Source organism: Curtobacterium sp. 9128, from assembly GCF_007673775.1.
Classification (GTDB): Bacteria; Actinomycetota; Actinomycetes; order Actinomycetales; family Microbacteriaceae; genus Curtobacterium.
Window position 1 is genome coordinate 250,157 of record NZ_VEAF01000005.1, and the last position, 20,016, is coordinate 270,172.

The window sequence follows — 20,016 nt, forward strand, 5'->3', positions numbered from 1 at the left end:
TCGACCCGGCGCAGCGAGACCCGGCGCAGCGAGACCCGGCGCGGCGAGACCCGGCGCGCCAGCCCCGCCGGCCCCGGCGCGCCCGGCACGTGCGGCACGAGCAGAGCCGCGCGCGGGCTCCGCGCCGGGGACCCACACGCCCGCTGCCGTCAGGGCCTCCCCGTGGGCGCGGAGCACCTCGTCGGGAGCGCCGTCCGCGACGACGCCTCCTCCTGGTTCGAGGAGCACCAACCGGTCGACCAGGTCGAGCCACGTGCCGATCCGGTGCTCCACGACGAGCATCGTCGCGCCGGTGTCGTCGAGCAGCGCCCGGACGGCGTCGTGGACCTGGACGACTCCGGACGGGTCGAGGTTCGCGCACGGTTCGTCGAGCACGAGCGCTCCCGGACGCATCGCGAGCACCCCGGCGAGCGCCAGTCGCTGCCGCTGCCCGCCGGAGAGCATCGTGGTGGACCGGTCGAGCGCCAGGTCCAGCCCGACGACGTCGAGGGCGGACCGCACGCGCTGCCAGATCTCCGGTCGTGGGACCCCGGTGTTCTCGCAGCCGAACGCGACGTCGTCGCCCACGCGGGACATCACGGTGTGGGCCTCGGGGTCCTGCATGACGAGCCCGACGCGACCGCGGACCTCCCCGGGGGCGACGCCGTCGACGAGCAGCGTGCCGGAGACGGCGGCGGCGGCGTCGTCGGCGGGGTCGGGTTCGTCGGGCAGCACGGCCGCGATCGCCCGGAGGAGCGTGGACTTGCCCGCACCGGACGCACCGACGACGGCGACGCGTTCGCCGGGCTCCACCGTCAGGTCGACGCCGCGGACCGCCCAGGCAGAGCGCCCGGCGTACCGCCACCCCCAGTCCCGGAAGACGACCCGAGCGGCAGCAGCGGCAGCACCAGCAGCAGCGCCCGGCACGCTCACGCCGCCGGGGAGGTGCGGGCGTGCTGCACGGCGTGCTCGCGCCCCACCGCGAACGCGGACAGCACCCCGGTCCTCGCGAGCGCCCGCACGATGAGCCACGACCCGGCGCCGGCGATCACCGCTCCGGAGATCGTCGCGGAGATGATGTAGACGGTCTTGAACGCGACGTCGAGCCCCGGGTACCAGAGCACCGAGTCGTTGATGCCCAGCGCGAGACCGGCTGCGGCACCGGCGAGCACCACGACGGGCAGCCGGTAGACCCGGTAGAGGAAGAGCGCGAGGACGATCTCGGCGCCGAGTCCCTGCACGAGGCCGGCCTCGAGCGTGGTCCAGCCCCACTGCGTGCCGAAGAGCGCCTCGACACTGGCGGCGACGATCTCGGCGAACAGCGCGGCGCCGGGCTTCCGCACGATGATCGCCACGATGGGTCCGGCGAGGAGCCAGACCCCGCCGAAGAGCGCCTGCGTGCCGGGCAGCAGCAGCGCGACGGCGGCGGAGAGGGGTTCGTACCCGAACTCCCAGAGCTTGAAGACGACCCCGACGGCGACGGCGAGGACACTCGCGACGACGATGTCGACGACCCGCCAGCGCAGCGAACGGGTGGGACGGATGACGGACTGCGTGCTCGACAGCATGATGCTCGGACTCCTCCCTGCGCCGGCATGACCCGGATCAGGTTCGACGGTCGGAGCGCCACTCGCTCCCTCTCAGCCCGGCGATCCCGGACTCCCGTGTGTGTCCTGCCAGTCTAGACGGAACGCGAGCAGGTGGGTCGCGGTCCATGATTACGGCCTGGAGGCGCGTGGCGGGGCCGCCACGAGCCTCCAGGCCGTCGGTGGGTCACTTCTTGAGGACGCGGACCAGCTTCCGGAGCACGGTGCCGGTGGTCCAGACCAGCGGGATGCTGACGGCCATGAGCGCGATGAGGTTCGGTTCGAACTCGAGGTCCTTGCCCGGCCGGCGGACGTAGGCGCCGATCGGGACGGCGACACCGCCCGCGCCGCCGCCGCCGGAGGCGTCGTCCCCGGCGCCGCCGAAGCCGAACCAGCCGAGGGACACCGGGATGAGGGTCTGGTCGCCGACCTCGACCGGGTCCCCGTAGTTGGTGGAGACGCCGATCGGGCGCACCTTGTCTGCGATCTGCGTGACGATGTTGGCCATGCGGGCGAGGCTACTCCGCGGACAGCACAGGGACGCGTGGATACGGTTGGCTCGACCCACTCTGGAGGATCGATTGCACACCTGGCCCGGCAACCCCTACCCGCTCGGCGCGACCTACGACGGGAGCGGGACGAACTTCGCGCTCTTCAGCGAGGTCGCCGAGCGCGTGGAGCTCTGTCTGTTCGACGAGGACGGCACCGAGACCTGCGTCCCCCTCGTCGAGGTCGACGCCTACGTCTGGCACGCGTACCTCCCGAACGTCGGACCGGGGCAGCTCTACGGCTACCGGGTGCACGGCGCGTACGACCCGGCCTCCGGAGCCCGCTGCAACCCGGCGAAGCTGCTCCTCGACCCGTACGCCAAGGCGACGAGCGGGGACATCGACTGGGACCAGGCACTGTTCTCCTACCAGTTCGGCGACCCGGACTCCACGAACGACGAGGACTCCGCCGCGCACATGGTGAAGGGCGTGGTGATCAACCCGTTCTTCGACTGGCAGGGCGACCGCGCTCCGCGGATCCCGTACGGCGAGACGGTCATCTACGAGGCGCACGTCAAGGGCCTCACGCAGACGCACCCGGACGTGCCGGAGGAGCAGCGCGGCACGTACGCGGGGGTGTCACACCCGGCGGTCATCCAGCACCTGCAGCGACTCGGCGTCACGACGCTCGAGCTCATGCCGGTGCACCAGTTCGTCAACGACTCGACGCTCCAGGAGAAGGGGCTGTCGAACTACTGGGGCTACAACACGATCGGCTTCTTCGCGCCGCACTCGCACTACTCGTCCTCAGGCGACGGTGGGCAGCAGGTGCAGGAGTTCAAGACGATGGTGCGCGAGTTGCACCGCGCCGGCATCGAGGTCGTCATCGACGTCGTCTACAACCACACGGCGGAGGGCAACCACCTCGGCCCGACCCTGTCGTTCCGTGGCATCGACAACGCCGCCTACTACCGCCTCGTCGACGACGACAAGCGCTACTACATGGACACGACGGGCACGGGCAACTCGCTCAACGTCGGGCACCCGCACTCGCTGCAGCTCATCATGGACTCGCTGCGGTACTGGGTGACCGAGATGCACGTCGACGGCTTCCGCTTCGACCTGGCGGCGGCGCTCGCCCGCGAGTTCTACGAGGTCGACCGGCTGTCGGCGTTCTTCGAGCTCGTGCAGCAGGACCCGATCGTGTCGCAGGTGAAGCTCATCGCCGAGCCGTGGGACGTCGGTCCCGGCGGCTACCAGGTGGGCAACTTCCCGCCCCAGTGGTCTGAGTGGAACGGCAAGTACCGCGACACCGTCCGCGACTTCTGGCGGGGCGAGTCGTCGACGCTCGGCGAGTTCGCGTCGCGCATCTCCGGCTCGGCCGACCTGTACGAGCACGACGGCCGGACGCCGAAGGCGAGCATCAACTTCATCACCGCGCACGACGGCTTCACGATGTACGACCTCGTCGCCTACAACGAGAAGCACAACGAGGCGAACGGCGAGGACAACAACGACGGCGAGAGCCACAACCGGTCGTGGAACTCCGGCGTCGAGGGGCCGACCGACGACCCCGAGGTGAACGCGCTGCGCCTGCAGCGTCGTCGGAACTTCCTCGCGACCCTGCTGCTGAGCCAGGGCGTCCCGATGATCGCCCACGGTGACGAACTCGGGCGGACCCAGTCGGGGAACAACAACGTGTACGCCCAGGACTCCGCGGTGAGCTGGATCGACTGGGCCGCCGCGGACGACGACCTCATCCAGTTCACGGCCGAGGTCACGAAGCTCCGCCACGACCACCCGACGTTCCGTCGCACCCGGTACTTCAACGGCCGTCCGGTCCGCCGCGGGCAGGACGAGCCGCTGCCCGACGTGGTGTGGTTGACGCCGTCCGGCGAGGCGATGGAGCCGGAGGACTGGGACTCCGGCTTCGGCAAGAGCGTCGGCATGTACCTCAACGGGCTCGGCATCCGCGGACGCGACGCCCGCGGCGAGCGCGTCACCGACGTGGCGTTCATCACCTACTTCAACGCGCACGACGACACCGTGACGTTCACGCTGCCACCGGAGGAGTACGCCCCCGGGTGGACCGTCCGGATCGACACCGCCGACCCGGGTGCCCGCGACGAGGTGCTCGACGCCGGCAGCCCGCTCGACGTCCCGGCACGCTCGATGATCGTGCTGCGCGAGGAGCCGGACCACGAGGTCACGACGACCCCGGTCGACCCGGACGTCCGGGAGCAGGCCGCGCCGACCACGCTGGACGCCGTCACGCCGGCGAACCCCGCCGGGTCGTCCGCGCCGAGCGACACGGCCGGCACCACCCCCACCTCTCCCGGCACCGCGCCGGCCACCGCCCAGGAAGGCAAGCGATGACCCGCCGTGTCCCCGTCTCCACCTACCGCCTGCAGGTCTCCCCGGACTTCGACCTGTCTGCGGCGACCGACGTGGTGGGCTACGTCCGCGACCTCGGTGCCGACTGGCTGTACCTCTCCCCCGTGCTGCAGGCCGAACCGGGCTCGGCGCACGGCTACGACGTCGTCGACCACACCCACGTCGACGACGAGCGCGGCGGCGACGCGGCGTTCCGCGTCCTCGCGGAGGCGGCGCACGCGGCCGGCCTCGGCGTGCTCGTCGACGTCGTCCCGAACCACGTCGGTGTCGCCACCCCCGAGGTGAACCCGTGGTGGTGGTCGCTCCTGACCCACGGCCAGGGGTCCCCGCTCGCGTCGGCGTTCGACGTCGACTGGCAGGCCGGCGGCGGGCGGATCCGCATCCCGGTCCTCGACGACCGACTCCTCGAGGCGGTGACGCTCGACACCGGTCGCGCCGACGCCGACGGCACCGGTGCGGTGCTCCGCGTCGGCGAGACCGCCTACCCCACGGCGCCCGGCACGGTGCACGACGGCGACGACGTGGAGACGGTGCACGCCCGGCAGCACTACGAGTTCGTGCACTGGAAGCGCGCCGACCACGACCTGAACTATCGACGGTTCTTCGCGGTGAACACGCTCGCGGCGATCCGCGTCGAGGACCCGGAGGTGTTCGCGGCTTCCCACACCGTGATCGGCAGCTGGTTCCGCGACGGACTCGTGGACGGCCTCCGCATCGACCACCCGGACGGCCTGTACGACCCGGCTGGGTACCTGCAGGACCTGTCGGAGCTCACCGGCGGCGCGTACACGCTCGTCGAGAAGATCCTGGAGCCCGGCGAGGAGCTCCCGGCGAGCTGGCCCGTCGACGGTACGACCGGCTACGACGCGCTCGGCGTGGTGGACCGGCTGTTCGTCGACCCGCGCGGCGAGGACGCGCTCTGGGCCACGGTGCCGGACGAGCCCGCCGACTGGCAGGCCCTGACGCACGACACCCGGCGCGGCATCGCGGAGGGCATCCTCGGCAGCGAGGTCGAGCGGCTCGCCCGCCTGCTCGAGGCCCCGGCCGGCGCGAGCACCGCCACGACGGCCGGCGACACCGCCACGACCGACGGCGACCCCGCCACGACCGAGGGCGACCCCGCCACGACCGACACCGAGCACGCCCGGCTCGTCGACGCCCTCGCCGAGGTCATCGCGTCCTTCGACGTGTACCGCACGTACCTGCCCGAGGGCGCCCACCACCTGATCAGCGCGCTCGAGCAGGCCGCCGAGACCCGTCCCGACCTGGCGGACGTCATCGACCGGATCGCCCCGGCGCTGATCGACCCGTCGCACGCCGCCGCGATGCGCCTGCAGCAGACCACCGGCATGGTGATGGCGAAGGGCGTCGAGGACACCGCGTTCTACCGCACCGCCAAGCTCAGCTCGCTGAGCGAGGTGGGCGGCGACCCGAGCGTCTTCGCCGCCACCCCGGACGACTTCCACGCGGCGCAGCGCGAACGCCTGGCGAGCTGGCCGCACACGATGACGACCCTCACCACGCACGACACCAAGCGCAGCGAGGACACCCGCGCCCGGATCGCCGTGCTCGCGGAGCTCGGCGACGAGTGGACCGCGACGTTCCGGAAGCTGCACGCCCTGGCGCCGCTCGAGGACGAGGTGTTCGCGAACCTGCTCTGGCAGGCCATCGTCGGCGCGCGCCCGGCGAGCCGGGAGCGGATGCACGCCTACGCCGAGAAGGCCTCGCGCGAGGCCGGGAACAGCACCACGTGGACCGAGCCGGACGAGGCGTTCGAGGGCCGGATGCACGCACTGGTCGACGCGGCGTACGACGACGACGCCGTCGTGGCCGTGCTCGACGAGCTCGACACCAGGATCGACGCGGCCGGCTGGTCGAACGGCCTCGGCGTGAAGCTCGTGCAGCTGACCATGCCCGGCGTCCCCGACGTCTACCAGGGCACCGAGTTCTGGGACCGCTCGCTGGTCGACCCGGACAACCGGCGCGCCGTCGACTACGCCGAGCGCCGGCACGTCCTCGCGGAGCTCGACGGACCAGACGACGACGGTCCGGAACAGCTGCCGGCCATCGGGCTCGACGGTGCCGCGAAGCTCCTGGTCACCACCAGGGCGCTACGGCTCCGCCGCGACCACCGTGAGCTCTTCACCCGCTACCTGCCGATCGAGGCCACCGGCAGCGCCGCGGACCACGTGGTCGCCTTCGACCGCGGCGGCGCCGTCACCGTCGCCACCCGTCTGCCGCTCGGCCTGGAGCAGGTCGGTGGCTGGGGCGACACCTGCATCCACCCGGCTCCGGTCGACCGCGTCGACGTCCTGACCGGGAGGCTCGTCCCGGCGACCAGGGGCATCGCGCTCGCCGAGCTGCTCACCACCTACCCCGTGGCCCTGCTGGTCCCGGCGACCGACGTCGACGAGACCGGCCGCGTCTCCGACGCGACGGACGCGGCGGACGCGACCCGTTCCTCCCGTGCGGGTGCACCGGACCACGACGCAACCGACGCCGGCGAGACCGACGCGCAGGCCGACATCGACATCCTGGAGGGTCACGCATGACCGCACCCGACCGCTACGCCGTGTGGGCGCCGACCCCGGAACGGGTGCGGCTCGTCGTCGACGGCACCGAGTACCCGCTGACCCGCGGTGACGACGACTGGTGGAGCACCGACGCGGTGCTCCCCCACGTCGGCGCCCGCTACGGGTTCCGGATCGACGACGACGACGCCGTGCGTCCCGACCCGCGCAGCCGGTACCAGCCGGAGGGGGTGCACGGCCCGTCCGAGGTCGTCGACCCCGAGCGCTTCTCGTGGACGGACGACGCCTGGACCGGCCGACCCGCCCGCGGTGCCGTGATCTACGAGATGCACGTCGGGACCTACACCCCGGAGGGCACCCTCGACGCCGCGGCCGCGAAGCTCGACCACCTGGTCGAGCTCGGCGTCGAGTTCGTCGAGCTGCTGCCGGTGAACGGCGTCAACGGCGAGTGGAACTGGGGCTACGACGGGGTCGCCTGGTACGCGGTGCACGCGCCCTACGGCGGGCCGGACGCCTACGACCGGTTCGTCGACCGGGCGCACGCGCTCGGCCTCGGTGTGATCCAGGACGTCGTCTACAACCACCTCGGACCGAGCGGCAACTACCTGCCGCTCTACGGGCCGTACCTCGTGCAGGGCCTGGCGAACACGTGGGGCGACTCGGTCAACGTCGAGCTCCCCGAGGTCCGGCGGTACGTCCTCGACAACGTGCGGATGTGGTTCCGCGACCACCACGTCGACGGGCTCCGGCTCGACGCGGTGCACGCGATCCGCGACACCACCCGGCCGCACGTGCTGCAGGCGATGGCATCGGAGACCTCGGCGTTCTCGGCGTTCACCGGGAAGCCGCTCTCGCTGATCGCGGAGTCCGACCTCAACGACCCGGTCATGTTCCGGTCGCAGGAGGCCGGCGGCTACGGGCTCGCCGGGCAGTGGTCGGACGACTTCCACCACGCCGTCCACGTCGCCCTGACGGGCGAGACGACCGGGTACTACGCCGACTTCGCGCCGCTGTCGGCACTGGCGAAGGTGCTCGAGCACGGCTTCTTCCACGACGGAACGTGGTCCTCGTTCCGCGGCAAGCGACACGGACGACCGATCGACCGCGGAACCTCACCGGCGACGGCACTCGTCGTGGCGAACCAGAACCACGACCAGATCGGCAACCGCGCAGCCGGCGACCGACTCGCGGCGACGCTGTCCGACGAGGGGCTCGTGATCGCGGCGGCGCTGACCCTGCTCGGCCCGTTCACGCCGATGCTCTTCATGGGCGAGGAGTTCGCCGCGTCGACGCCGTGGCAGTTCTTCACGTCGCACCCGGAACCGGAGCTCGGCAAGGTCACCGCCGAGGGCCGGATCAAGGAGTTCGCGTCGCACGGCTGGGACGAGTCCGCCGTGCCGGACCCGCAGGACCCGGCGACGTTCCGGAACTCGAAGCTCGACTGGGCCGACGTGACGTCCCCGCGCGGTGCGGAGATCCTCCGGGCCTACCGGGTGCTCGTCGCCCTGCGCCGGACCGACGAGGCCTTCGTCGACGACCGGTACGAGGCGAACGCCGTCCGCTTCAGTGAGGACCGTCGCTGGCTCGTGCTGACGCGGGGGCTCCTCGGCCCGACCGTGCGACCCGTGCACGTGGTCGTGAACTTCCTCGACGACGCGGCGACCGTGCCGGTCCCGGGGGCGTCTGGCGAGGTGTTGTACGCGTTCGGTGCGGCCTCGGTCGACGGGGACGACGTCCGGTTCAGCGGGCGCGGGGTCGTCGTCCTGCGCTGACGGGCCACGTGAACTCGGGGCGGGGTCGGATCGGCCCCGCCCCGAGCTGCGTGTGGTCGTGCTCGTGCTCGTGCTGCGCGCGCGGCGGGCTTGCACGTGCTGCGCGCGCGTGCCGGGCTCGCGCGTGCTGCGGGTTCGGTGTTCCGCCGGGGTCAGCGGATCGGGTTCGCCACCGCGTGGGCGTTGCGGCGGACCGACGGGAGCGGCTTGTGCTCCTTCGCCAGGGCACGGACCTCGCGGATGCGGCGGTCGATGCCCCACTTCGTGACGAGGGTCAGGCTCTCGCGGACGATGTTCCCGCTCATCTTGGAGACGCCGAACTCCCGCTCGGTGAAGGTGATCGGGGTCTCCACGATGCGCAGACCCGCCTCGAGGGCACGCCAGCACAGGTCGACCTGGAAGCAGTACCCCTTCGAGGCGATGCCGTCGAGGTCGATCCGCTGCAGTGCCGCACGGGTGAAGACCCGGAAGCCGCCGGTCGCGTCGCGGACGGCGATGCCGAGCGCGATGCGCGTGTAGAGGTTGCCGCCGCGGGAGAGGAGCTCCCGGTACCACGGCCAGTTCTCGACCTCGCCGCCGGCGACCCAGCGGGACCCGAGCACGAGGTCGTTCGTGTCCGCGAGCTCGATGAGCCACGGCAGGTACTCCGGGTGGTGCGACCCGTCGGCGTCCATCTCGACGAGCTTGTCGTACCCGTGCTCGAGACCCCACGCGAACCCGGAGAGGTACGCGCCGCCGAGGCCGTCCTTCACGGTGCGGTGCAGCACGTGCACCCGGTCGGTCTCGGTCGCGATCGCGTCGGCGATGTCGCCGGTGCCGTCCGGGGAGTTGTCGTCGACGACGAGCACGTGGACGCTGTCGTCGGTGGCCGCGAGGGTGCGCGCCACGATGGGACGCACGTTCTCGGCTTCGTCGTAGGTCGGGATGATGACCAGGGTCTCGCTCATGTCGCTCCTCGGTGACTCGTGTCCAACATATGGCGGGTGTGCTGCGTCACTGCCCTGACAGCGATGCGAACACGATCAGGTTGTCCGTGTAGTGCCCTGTGGCCGTGTCGAACGTCCCGTCGCACGTGATCAGCCGCAGGTCCGGGGTCGGCGACGATCCGTAGACGTCGCTCGTCGGGAACGCCGACTTCGCCGCCCGCTCGGTGCGGTCGACCGTGAACGTGCGGGTGCTGCCGTCCGACATCTGCACGTGCACCTGGTCCCCCGCGACCAGCTCGTCGAGCCGGAAGAACACCGCGGCGCTCGTCGGACTGTCGACGTGCCCGGCGATCACGGCGGGGCCGACCTCACCGGGCACGATGCCGTCGCTGAACCAGCCGGCGTCGTCCCACCCGGTCGGCGGATCGAGCTCGCCGGCGGCGCCGCGGTGGAGGTCCTCGAGCGCGGCGTCGACGCCGATCGCGGGGATCGCCACCCGCGTCGGTGTGACCGCGGCACGGGCGGCGGGCGCTGCCGGGTCCTGGAACCCGGCGATGTCACGGTCGCGGGCGGCCGACGAGCCCTGACGGGCCGGTGCACTCGTCGCGCTGGCCGACGGTGCGCTCGCGGTCCCGTTCCCGCCGGCGACGGCGACCCCGGTCACGACCGCCCCGGCGGCCACGACCACGGCCGCCCCCGCCGCGATGGCCGCCCAGCGCCCGCCGGACCGGCGCCCGCTCACGAGTCGCTCCCACCGGCGGTACCGCACCCACCGAGCACGTCCGAGGTCAGCATGGTCGCGCCGAGTGCGGCCCACGCGTCGCCGTAGTAGGTGGGTGTCGTCGCCGAGGTGCGATCCGCGCGCTCGAGGTCGGTGGTCGCCGCCCCCGTCGCCCCGGACGCCTGCTCGGCTGCGGCACGTGCTGCGTACGCGAGGGCGCTGCGGTCCCCCGTGACGGCCGTGCCGCCGAGGTCGAGCTGCGCCGCCAGCTGCGTGCTCCGGCGGAGGGTCGGCGCGATCGACGCCGCGAGGTGGCGGTCCGACGCGGTGCACGCCTCCGCGTACCGGAGCGGCATGCGCATCGCGTCGTAGCCGTACAGCACGCGACCGTCGCCACCGCCCGCGGGCATCGGGTCGACGCTGCCGTCCGCGTGCACCTGCGACCAGTCACTCGGCAGGTCCGTCTTCGCCAACACCGCGGCGGTCACCGCGCTCGACCCCCGCTCGAGCTCCGTCCAGCGCGGGTCGCCGGTCGCGGCCGCGAGCACCCGGTACGCCGCGGGCGACGCGTACGAGGCGTCGTACCGGTACGGCTCGGAGTCGGCCCACGGCCCGGGCAGCAGGATCCGACCGAGGTCCGTCGTGGCGGTCTCGTGGTCGAGGACCGCCGCGGCCATCGTCCGGCCCGCCCTCGTGTACCGGTCGTCCCCCCACGCCTTCCCGGCCAGGACCAGGGCCCGGGCGGTGTCGAGGTCGGCGTCGCTCGCGGACTGTTCGTCCACCACCCCGTCGTCCGCGGTCCACCGCCATGCGAGCAGCGAGTCGTCCGTGAGCATGTGCCGCTCCGTCCACGACCAGATGGCGCCGAAGCGGTCGCGATCGCCGGACGCGTAGGCGATGAGCAGGCCGTACGCCTGCCCCTCGCTGACGGTGTCGCCGCCCTGGTCGTGGCGGACGACGCGGCCGCCGTCCACGTAGCGGTCGAGGAAGTCGGCGCGGAGCTGCGCCGCGGACCGCGTCCCGCTCGGCGGGGTGGTCGACGTCGGGGTCGCCGCCGGTCCGGCATCGGGGCGGGCGTCGGACCAGGGGTGCACGGCGGCGACGGCGATGCCGCCGGCGACGAGGACCGCGGCCAGTCCGACAGCGGTCACGGGGATCCAGTTCCTGCGGGTCATGGGGCCTGCTTCCTGCTGGTGGGGTCGGGCCTGGAGGCTCGGATCACCTCGGCCGGTCAGGCGGGGGTGAGCCGAGCCTCCAGTCCGGGTCAGTGGAACAGTGCGCGGACGGCGCGGACGGCCGCGTGCACGGCCTCCGTCGCGGGGCGGTCGGCGGCGGTGCCGCCCCCGCCGGTCTGCACACCGCCGGTCGGGGTCGAGGCGGTGGCGGCCGCGTCGGTGACCGGGACGACCGTCAGGTCGCCCTTGCTGTCGTCGAGGACGAACAGGGTGGAGACCGTGTTGCCCGCGAGGTCGACGTCGGCGGTACCGGTCTGCCCGCCTCCCGAGAGGTCGAGGTCCCACTCGCCCGCATCGACGGTGGCGTACTTCGTCGCCGTGCCGAACGCCGCGTCCGAGGCGATCGTGGTCCCGGTGGAGGTGCTGACGTCGACCTTCTTCGCGGTCGTCGCGGCCTGGACGAGCCGGAGCTTCGACTTGCCGTCGCCCGGCTGCTGGAGGTCGTCCGTGAACGCGGCCGTCTTGAGGCCCGCGTTCTTGCCGTACGCGACGACGGTGCTCGCGTTCCCGCCCTGCACGGTGACGTCCGTGGAGATGACCGGCGTCGAGTCCGGGGCGTCCGCAGCGCGCATCGAGAGCACGTACGTGCCGGCCGGGACCTCGGTGTACGGGCTGACCTGGCCGTAGGTGACGTCGTCGAGCTCGAAGACCTTCGTTCCGCCGGCGAGGCTCGACAGCTCGACGTCGACGCCCTTGGTGTCCGGGGAGAGGTGGCCGACGCGCAGCCAGCCGTCAGCGGTGGCGGCGCTGGCGGGCTGCGGTGCCGCGAGGCCGACGGCACCGGCCACGAGGGTCGCGGCGAGCGCGCCGACGATCGCCAGGCGGCGGCGGGAGGGGTGTGCGGAGGTGTGCATGGTGGTGCTCCTTCGTGTCGGGTCAGGGGGTTCGGTGCGGGTGCGTGCGGGCCGGGTGCGGTGCGGTCGGGCGGGTGCGTTGGGCGAGCGCGGTTGGTCGAGCGGGCGGAATGCCGCGGTCCGGCGGGCGGCCGACCCGGGCATCCCGCCCGCTCGACCGGGACGGACGGGCTCGTCGCCGGGTCGGGCCGCTCCGGGTCCGTCCGCGCGGTCAGGCACCGAGCGGAGTGGTGGTCGGGTTGCTCGCGGGGAACACGACGGTGAGGGTGCTGCCGTCGCGCTCGACCGAACTCGGGCGGAACGCACTGGTCGTCGCGCGCAGGGTCGCAGCGGTCCGTTCGGCGGTGGCATCGTCCGACACGTGCATCACGACCCGGCGGAACGTCTGGCCGTCCTCGCCCGTGAGGGGTGTGAAGCGATCGACCCGGACGCGGTCGCCCGCGAGCACCTGCCCGAGGGCGAGCATCGCGCGGGCGTCGACCTGACCGGCCCGGAACTGCGACCGGGTGCCGGAGTCGGCCTGGAGCGCGGGGTTGCCCGCGAGCTGTGTGCCGAGCGTCTTCCGCTGATCCGCAGCCCGCGTGGTCGCCCGCTGGGCAGCGGCCTGCCCCTCGGCGTTGATCTGCCGCACGTCGACCTGCTGGTTGCCGGTGCCGAAGGACGCGACGGTCGTCGAGTTCTGGATCGCCCGTCGGACGTCTGGCGAGGAGTTGCCGCCGGTGCGCATCGAGTCGGTCGTCACGACGTAGTCGGAGTCCTTCCAGCCGTTCGGCGACTGGCGTTCCACAGCCCCGTCGGTGTCGAGCTTGTAGTACCAGACGACGTTGTTGCGCGCGAAGCCGTCGTTCACCAGGTCGACCCACATCGCGTCGTCCACGAGCATCCGGGAGCGCTTGTCGACGTTGTCGTTGATCCAGGTCTCCGCCTGCGCCATCGGACGGTCGAGGTCGGTGACGAGGAAGCCGCGGAGCTGGGAGCCCCAGAGCGGGACGGCGACCACGAGGGCGGCTGCGGTGACGAGTGCCCACGTCCCGCCGAGGACGCGACGCCCGGCACCGCGGACGCGGTTCCGTGCTCGGAACGCGGTCTGCCCGGTGACCGCGAGGACCGCACGCTCGGCGACGAAGGCGACGAGGACCGCCGCGAACGGGACGAGCATGATGACGTACGGCACGGGCAGGTACCCGTTCGGCCGGAACATGAACAGCAGCAGGAAGACGAGCATCGCGGCGATCGGTCGGACCCGGCGCAGGAACAGCCCCACGACCGCGGCGGCCGAGCCGAGCACGATGAACACCGGGTCGAGCGCCCACCACTGGGAGGCGGCCTCGTTCGCCAGGCTGCCGCCCGTGAACACGGACCCGCTGGCCTGCCGGCTCCCGAGCTGGTACGTGATGCCCTGCAGCAGGCTGACCTTGCCGGCACTGGGCAGGAGTTCTCCCTTCACCGCGGCGAGCAGCACGTACCCGCCGCCGATCACCGCGAGCACGGCCCCGGCGACGCTGAGCGTGTAGCGACGCGTGCTCCGGTCGGACCGCCGCACCGCCATCCAGATGAGGAACGGCAGCGCGAGCAGGTAGGTCTCCTTGCTGAGCACCGCGACACCGAGGCACGCGGCGGCCCCGACGAACCCGGCGAGCTGCTGCCGCCGGCTGAGGACGAGGACGAACGCGGCGAGGAGCCACGGCGTCGCGACGTTGTCGATGTACACCGTGCGGTGGTACTGCAGCGCGAGCGGCGACAGCCCGAACACCAGCACGGCGACGGCACTCGCCGGACGGGACATCCCGAGTCGGCGGCCGAGCACGAACACGAGCACGGCGGACACGGCGGCGAAGAAGACCATCGCCTCCCGCGCTGCCTCGACGGCGAACGGGTACCGGGCGAACGCTCCGGTCAGCGACGTGTACCCGGCGATCTGGATCCACCCGAGCGGCGGGTGGTCGTACCAGTACGTGTAGTGCGTGAGCTCGCCGAGATGGGTGATCGCCCAGGCCTGGGCGGTGTAGGTCCCCTCGTCGTCGATGCGCTGCGGGGTGCCTCCCATGTTCCAGGCCTGCACCACGGCGGCGATCGCGACGACGGGGAGCACCCACGCCAGGCTCCTGGCGTGCACGCCGAACCACGCACCGACGCCGGACCGTCCGGCGGTGCCCCGGATCGGGATGCCGGTCGTGTTGGTCATGCTGGCGGTCATCGGGTCCCTCCCGCGGTCGAGGCGAGGGCCGACTCGGTCACCGCTGACGGGAAACCGACGACCTCGGGCTGCTGGGCACCACGGTGCTGCCCGGTGTGCTCGGTCTTCTCCCAGCCGTTCTGCCCGCGGGCGTGCCGGACGACGGCGCGCACGGCTGCTGCGGCGAGGAACACCTGGTACGGCACCAGACCGAGCACGAGCTTGACGTAGTCCCGCACGCGGACCTTCTCCTGGTAGAGCCGTCCGAACTCCCCGAGTCCGGCGATCTCGACCGCGAGGAGCATCAACGTCGGCGCGAGCGGGATGAACGAGACGAGGGCGATCGCCGTCGGGACCTTGACGAACGCGATCATCACCACGCTGAGCGGGATGAGCAGGCCGGTCGCCGCCTGGATGAACGGCATCGTGAGCAGGTACCGGGCGAAGAAGCGCTGCTTCAGCGTCGGGAGCTGCTTCCACTCCCCCTTCTCGAGTACCTGCAGGAAGCCCTGGTTCCAGCGCGTGCGCTGCTTGAGCAGGGACGCGAAGGTCGGCGGGGTCTCCTCACGGGTGACGGCCTCCGGGCTGTACGCGACGACGACCTTGGCGCCGTCGGCGGACAGCCGGACGCCGAGCTCGCAGTCCTCGGCCAGGCAGTGCGCGTCCCAGCCGTTCGACCAGTCCAGACGCTCCTTCGTCACGAACACGGTGTTGCCGCCGAGCGGGATGAACTTCGACTCCGCGTGGAAGTGCAGACGCGAGCGGAACCAGAAGTAGTACTCGAGCACGTTGCGGAGCGACCACCAGCTCGACTTGAAGTTCATCAGCTGCACGCCGCCCTGGACGACGTCGGCGCCGGTCTCCTGGAAGCGCGAGTCGACGAGGGTCAGCAGGTGCGGGTACACCTCGTCCTCGGCATCGAACACGCCGACGACGTCGCCGGTCGCGTACTGGAGCGCGAGGTTCATCGCCTTCGGCTTGTTCTTCGGCAGGGTGTCGTCCACGACCACCTTGATGAGGTCGGGGTGTCGCGCGGCGGCCTCACGGACGACCCGGTCGGTGCCGGGGTCGTCCTCACCGACGATCGCGATGATCTCGAAGTCGGGGTGGTCCTGCGAGGCGAGCATGTCGAGTGTCTGGCCCATCACCTCCTCCTCGTGCCGACCGGGCACGAGGAGCGTGAAGCGGTGCGCCGCGGGACGCGGCGTCGCGCTGAAGCTGGTCGCGCGGAGCGCGTCCCGCGAGCGCCACGCGTGCAGCATCCACCAGAGCGTGGACAGCGCGACCAGCGTGAGCAGGACCGAGATGGCGACGAGTGCGGAGTACCCGACCCATTCGCCCAGCGTCCAGGCGGTGTGCGCGACCTGCCCCGAGCCTCCCGTCGGGAGGTCGGTGGTGCCTCGGTTCGGGACGTCCCCCTGCGTCCCGGACGGGTCGTTCGGCTGGAGCAGCGGCCCTGCGGCCGTGATCAGCGTCGTGATGACGGTCATTCGACGATCTCCTTCGTGCGACGTGCGTCGTGGGAACGGAAGACGAGGGCCTTGTACGCGGCGAACCGGAACGCGGTGCCGAGGACCAGACCGACCCCGTTGCCGGCGACGTTGTCGGCGAGGGTGGACGTGAAACCGAGGAGGTAGTGCGAGACGTACAGGCACGCGGCGGCGATGCCGAGCCCGATGAGGTTCGTGAGCGCGAAGAGCAGTCCCTCGCGGAGCGTGTCGCGGCGGCCGCGGGTGCGCTCGGCGCGGAAGGTGATGAAGCGGTTGAGGACCCAGGCGACGGTCGTGGAGACGACGGCGGAGCCGACCTTCGCGCCGATGGGCGCGTCACCGAGGACCGTCGCGCGCAGCAGGTTGTAGACGCCGAGGTCGACCGCGAAGCAGAACAGGCCGATGGTCCCGAAGGACACGAGCTGCCGGGCAGTCGCCAGCAGGCGCGCGAAACGCGCTCGTCCGGGTGGCACCACAACGAGGGTGTCAGTCGAGGTCATGCCGACGATTCGGGGCCCTCGTGACCCCCGTTTGGGTGGGGTACAGCGGTTCCCAGGAGCCTGCCAGAACCGCGACATCTGTTGTTCATCAGGGCGCGCCGTTGCGCGGCGGGACGACGAACGGGAGGCACGGTGCCAGCTGGCACCGTGCCTCCCGTCGGGCGGTCGGTCGCGTTACGCGGGGCGCGACTCCGGGCTGACGGTCTTCGTCGCGTCGCGTTCCGGGATGTCGCCGAGGGCCGCGTCGATGGCGGACAGCGCGTCCGCGTCGAGGGTGACCCCGGCTGCCTTGACGTTGTCGGTGACCTGCTCCGGACGGGATGCTCCGACGATCGCACTGGCGACGTTGTCGTTCTGCAGCGTCCAGGCGATGGCGAGCTGGGCCAGCGTGAGGCCGGCCTGGTCCGCGACCGGCTGCAGGCGCTGGACGGCCTCGAGGACCTCGTCGCGCATGAACCGCTTGATCATGTCGGCGCCGCCCTTCTCGTCCGTGGCGCGGGAACCCTCGGGCAGCGGCTGGCCGGGCTTGTACTTGCCGGTCAGGACGCCCTGGGCGATCGGCGACCAGACGATCTGCGAGAGACCGAGCTGCTTCGAGGCCGGCACGACCTCGCCCTCGATGACCCGCCAGAGCATCGAGTACTGCGGCTGGTTCGAGATGAGCTGGAACCCGAGCTCCTTCGCCAGTGCGGCACCGGCACGGATCTGCTCGGCGTTCCACTCGCTCACGCCGATGTAGAGGGCCTTGCCCTGGCGGACCACGTCGGCGAAGGCCTGCATGGTCTCCTCGAGCGGGGTCTCGTGGTCGTACCGGTGCGCCTGGTACAGGTCGACGTAGTCGGTTCGGAGCCGCGACAGGGAACCGTCGATCGACTCCATGATGTGCTTCCGGCTGAGGCCGACGTCGTTGTGCCCCTTCGGACCGGTCGGCCAGTAGACCTTCGTGAAGATCTCCAGCGACTGCCGACGCTCGCCCTTGAGCGCTTCGCCGAGGACGGACTCGGCCTTGGTGTTGGCGTACGTGTCCGCGGTGTCGAACGTGGTGATGCCGGCGTCGAGCGCTGCCCGGACGCACTGGGTGGCGACGTCGTTCTCGACCTGGGAGCCGTGCGTCAGCCAGTTGCCGTAGGTGATCTCCGAGACCTTGAGTCCCGAGTTGCCGAGGTACCTGAATTCCATGGATCCGACGCTACTGGACCCCGCCACCCGGAGGGGGGTTCCGCGGGTGCCTGTGGACAGATGCGGGTGCGGCGTCGGGGTGTGGACGAGCGGGCATGACGGGCGGCTTTGCGGGTGCGCCGAGACGAGCGGGCGTGATGGGCAGTTTTGTGGGTGCGCCGAGACGAGCGGGCGGAATGCCGCGGTCGGCTCGGGTCAGCACCCGGGTATCTCGCCCGCTCGGCTCGGCGGCATTCCTCCACAGCGGGGGTTCGACGCTCCCGATCCACGAAGGGACGTCGACCTGGGTGCGCCCGCCGGCGACGGACGGAAGCTGTGGCCATGACCGCCCGACGCCGACTTCCGCTGGTCCTCCAGCAAGCCTCGTTCCGCGTGCGTGACGCCCTGCACCGCGGAGTGTCCCGAGGCCGACTCGAAGCGCACGATCTGTACAAGCCGTTCCACGGCATCCGCTCAGCAGCCCAACCACAGACCGTCGAGGAACGGGCCCGCGCACTCGCGCCCCGCCTCCGGGCCGACCAGGTCTTCAGCCACGTCACCGCAGCAGCCATCATCGGCGTTCCGCTCCCCCGGCGCATCGAACGAGATCCACGGCTGCACGTGACGACGATCGGCACCGACCAGGCACTCCGTGTCCGCGGCGCCGTCGGTCACCGCGCGAAGTACGGCACGGTCCGCATGACGATCTCCCGGGGCGTGCCGATCAGCAGTCCCGCCGACACCTTCGTCGCACTCGGCACGATCCTGACCGTCGACGAGCTGGTCATCGCGGGTGACGCACTCGTCGGCTGGCTCGGTTGGCTCACGGTCGACGAACTCGCGGAGGCTGTGCGGCGGCGACCCCGCACCCGCGGCATCGTCAAGCTCCGAGCCGCGCTCGCCGAGGTACGACGTGGCTCTCGGTCGCCGGGTGAGACCAGGACGCGACTCGCACTCGTGCGCCGGGGCATGCCGGAACCAGTCCTGAACCACGACGTGGTCGTGGACGGACAGTGGATCGCGTGCGTCGACCTGGCATATCCCGAAGCACGCGTGGCGATCGAGTACGAAAGCGATCTGCACCGCACCGACCCGGCGACGTTCAAGAAGGACCTGACGCGAGGTGAACGGTTGAAGGACGTCGACTGGTGGCTCGTGCGCTCGACGGCCGACGACGTGGGACCACTCATCGAGCGCTTCGTCTGGCGCGTCCGGCGCCTCGTCGAATCGGGCACGCGAGGACCCCACGACACGCGGCCCTAGGCCCGGAGATGAACAATGGTTGACGCTTCAACCAAACGGGTGCACAATGGCGTAGCATCAACTTCGATGCGGGCGCATGGATCACGTGATCCGGTCGACCGTGTCGAACCACGAACTCCGTCGTCCCGGAAGGACACCACCATGACGCTCTCCGCTGACACCATCCCCGGTTACCGCACCGGCACCTGGAAGATCGACCCGACCCACTCCGAGGTCACCTTCTCTGTCCGCCACCTCGCCATCAGCAAGGTCAAGGGTTCGTTCGAGCGCTTCGACGCCACCCTGGTCACTGCTGAGAACCCGCTCGACTCCACCCTCGAGGCCTCGATCGACGTCGCGAGCGTCAACACGAACCAGCAGCAGCGCGACCAGCACCTCGCAACCGGTGACTTCTTCCTGGCCGAGGAGCACCCGCAGATGACCTTCAAGTCGAGCGGGATCCGCGAGCACGGCGACGACATGCTCATCGACGGCGAGCTCTCGCTGCGTGGCGTGACCAAGAACGTCACCCTCAAGACCGACTTCGGTGGTGTCACCACCGACGGCTACGGCCAGGTCAAGCTCGGCGCCGAGGCGACCACGAAGATCGACCGCACCGAGTTCGGCGTGAACTGGAACGCCGCGCTCGAGGCCGGCGGCTTCACGCTCGGCAACGACGTCACGATCAACCTCGACGTGCAGTTCGTCCTCCAGGACGCGTGAGTCTCCTGACGACTCGAGCACGCTGACTGCGGAGCCCGAACCGCAGGACGTGCACACAAGCCCCGACGCCACGCAGGCGTCGGGGCTTCGTCGTGTTCGGGCCGCTTCCCGCCGTTCCGCCGCACCTCACCGCCCGGAGTTGCGCTTCGTCGTGGCGCGTCACGCAAGGTGGGGCGCGGGTGGGCCGATGCACGGGCTGGGCGAGGCGCAGGCTGGGCGAGCGGGCGAGATACCGCGGTCG

General features: G+C 71.5%; 16 protein-coding genes and 1 riboswitch. Of the genes, 5 read left to right on the forward strand and 11 right to left on the reverse strand.

Features of this window, described 5'->3' with window-relative positions:
* The 3 genes from FS641_RS12655 to FS641_RS12665 form a co-directional block, all read right to left on the reverse strand.
* The coding region (locus FS641_RS12655) for an ABC transporter ATP-binding protein (protein ID WP_144764619.1) at positions 1-906 on the reverse strand (906 nt) is incomplete at its 3' end.
* 2 nt (positions 907-908) lie between these two features.
* On the reverse strand, positions 909-1,547 hold the full coding sequence (locus FS641_RS12660) for an ECF transporter S component (protein WP_144764311.1): 639 nt from the start codon (positions 1,545-1,547) through the stop codon (positions 909-911).
* Positions 1,544-1,655: riboswitch (TPP riboswitch) on the reverse strand. Its footprint overlaps the gene before it by 4 nt.
* Positions 1,656-1,752: 97 nt before the next feature.
* Complete coding sequence (locus FS641_RS12665; RefSeq protein WP_144764313.1) at positions 1,753-2,073, reverse strand: hypothetical protein; 321 nt, start codon at positions 2,071-2,073, stop codon at positions 1,753-1,755.
* Positions 2,074-2,146: 73 nt separating this feature from the next.
* Between FS641_RS12665 and glgX the strand changes: the two genes are divergently transcribed.
* The 3 genes from glgX to treZ are packed head-to-tail and all read left to right on the forward strand — an operon-like array spanning position 2,147 to position 8,750.
* Positions 2,147-4,429, forward strand: a complete 2,283-nt coding sequence (gene glgX / locus FS641_RS12670; protein ID WP_144764315.1) for a glycogen debranching protein GlgX — start codon at positions 2,147-2,149, stop codon at positions 4,427-4,429.
* Positions 4,426-6,999 (forward strand): malto-oligosyltrehalose synthase, encoded by a 2,574-nt coding sequence (gene treY, locus FS641_RS12675; RefSeq protein ID WP_144764317.1) that lies wholly within the window; start codon positions 4,426-4,428, stop codon positions 6,997-6,999. Before glgX ends, treY begins: the two co-directional genes overlap by 4 nt.
* Positions 6,996-8,750 carry a malto-oligosyltrehalose trehalohydrolase gene (gene treZ, locus FS641_RS12680; RefSeq protein ID WP_144764319.1) on the forward strand — a complete coding sequence of 585 codons (1,755 nt, stop codon included), beginning with the start codon at positions 6,996-6,998 and terminating at the stop codon, positions 8,748-8,750. Before treY ends, treZ begins: the two co-directional genes overlap by 4 nt.
* 152 nt (positions 8,751-8,902) lie before the next feature.
* Here treZ and FS641_RS12685 read toward each other — a convergent pair whose 3' ends face one another.
* The 8 genes from FS641_RS12685 to FS641_RS12720 form a co-directional block, all read right to left on the reverse strand.
* Entirely contained in the window at positions 8,903-9,697 is a 795-nt protein-coding gene (locus FS641_RS12685; RefSeq protein ID WP_144764321.1) for a polyprenol monophosphomannose synthase, read from the reverse strand.
* Positions 9,698-9,743: 46 nt separating this feature from the next.
* Positions 9,744-10,418: a class F sortase gene (locus tag FS641_RS12690; RefSeq protein ID WP_186317742.1), complete on the reverse strand. Its 675-nt coding sequence runs from the start codon at positions 10,416-10,418 to the stop codon at positions 9,744-9,746.
* Entirely contained in the window at positions 10,415-11,572 is a 1,158-nt protein-coding gene (locus tag FS641_RS12695; protein ID WP_144764325.1) for a glycosyl hydrolase family 8, read from the reverse strand. The genes FS641_RS12690 and FS641_RS12695 overlap by 4 nt, the downstream gene beginning before the upstream one ends.
* A gap of 89 nt (positions 11,573-11,661) precedes the next feature.
* Entirely contained in the window at positions 11,662-12,486 is an 825-nt protein-coding gene (locus tag FS641_RS12700) for a DUF4397 domain-containing protein (RefSeq protein WP_186317743.1), read from the reverse strand.
* A 211-nt stretch (positions 12,487-12,697) separates the two neighbouring features.
* A complete protein-coding gene (locus FS641_RS18145; protein WP_186317744.1) occupies positions 12,698-14,671 on the reverse strand; it encodes a glycosyltransferase family 39 protein in 1,974 nt (657 codons plus the stop codon).
* A gap of 8 nt (positions 14,672-14,679) precedes the next feature.
* Complete coding sequence (locus FS641_RS12710) at positions 14,680-16,152, reverse strand: glycosyltransferase family 2 protein (RefSeq protein ID WP_144764329.1); 1,473 nt, start codon at positions 16,150-16,152, stop codon at positions 14,680-14,682.
* Positions 16,149-16,625, reverse strand: a complete 477-nt coding sequence (locus FS641_RS12715) for a GtrA family protein (RefSeq protein WP_260855812.1) — start codon at positions 16,623-16,625, stop codon at positions 16,149-16,151. Before FS641_RS12715 ends, FS641_RS12710 begins: the two co-directional genes overlap by 4 nt.
* Before the next feature lie 201 nt (positions 16,626-16,826).
* Positions 16,827-17,831, reverse strand: coding sequence for an aldo/keto reductase family protein (locus FS641_RS12720; RefSeq protein ID WP_144764333.1), 1,005 nt, complete (start codon positions 17,829-17,831; stop codon positions 16,827-16,829).
* 321 nt (positions 17,832-18,152) lie between these two features.
* Here FS641_RS12720 and FS641_RS12725 point away from each other — a divergent pair, with 321 nt between their 5' ends.
* Together FS641_RS12725 and FS641_RS12730 are read left to right on the forward strand one after the other, a co-directional pair.
* Complete coding sequence (locus FS641_RS12725; protein ID WP_144764335.1) at positions 18,153-19,073, forward strand: hypothetical protein; 921 nt, start codon at positions 18,153-18,155, stop codon at positions 19,071-19,073.
* A 141-nt stretch (positions 19,074-19,214) separates the two neighbouring features.
* The gene (locus FS641_RS12730; RefSeq protein WP_144764337.1) at positions 19,215-19,775 is read left to right on the forward strand and encodes a YceI family protein; all 561 of its coding nucleotides are present in this window, start codon (positions 19,215-19,217) and stop codon (positions 19,773-19,775) included.
* Positions 19,776-20,016 lie beyond the last annotated feature (241 nt).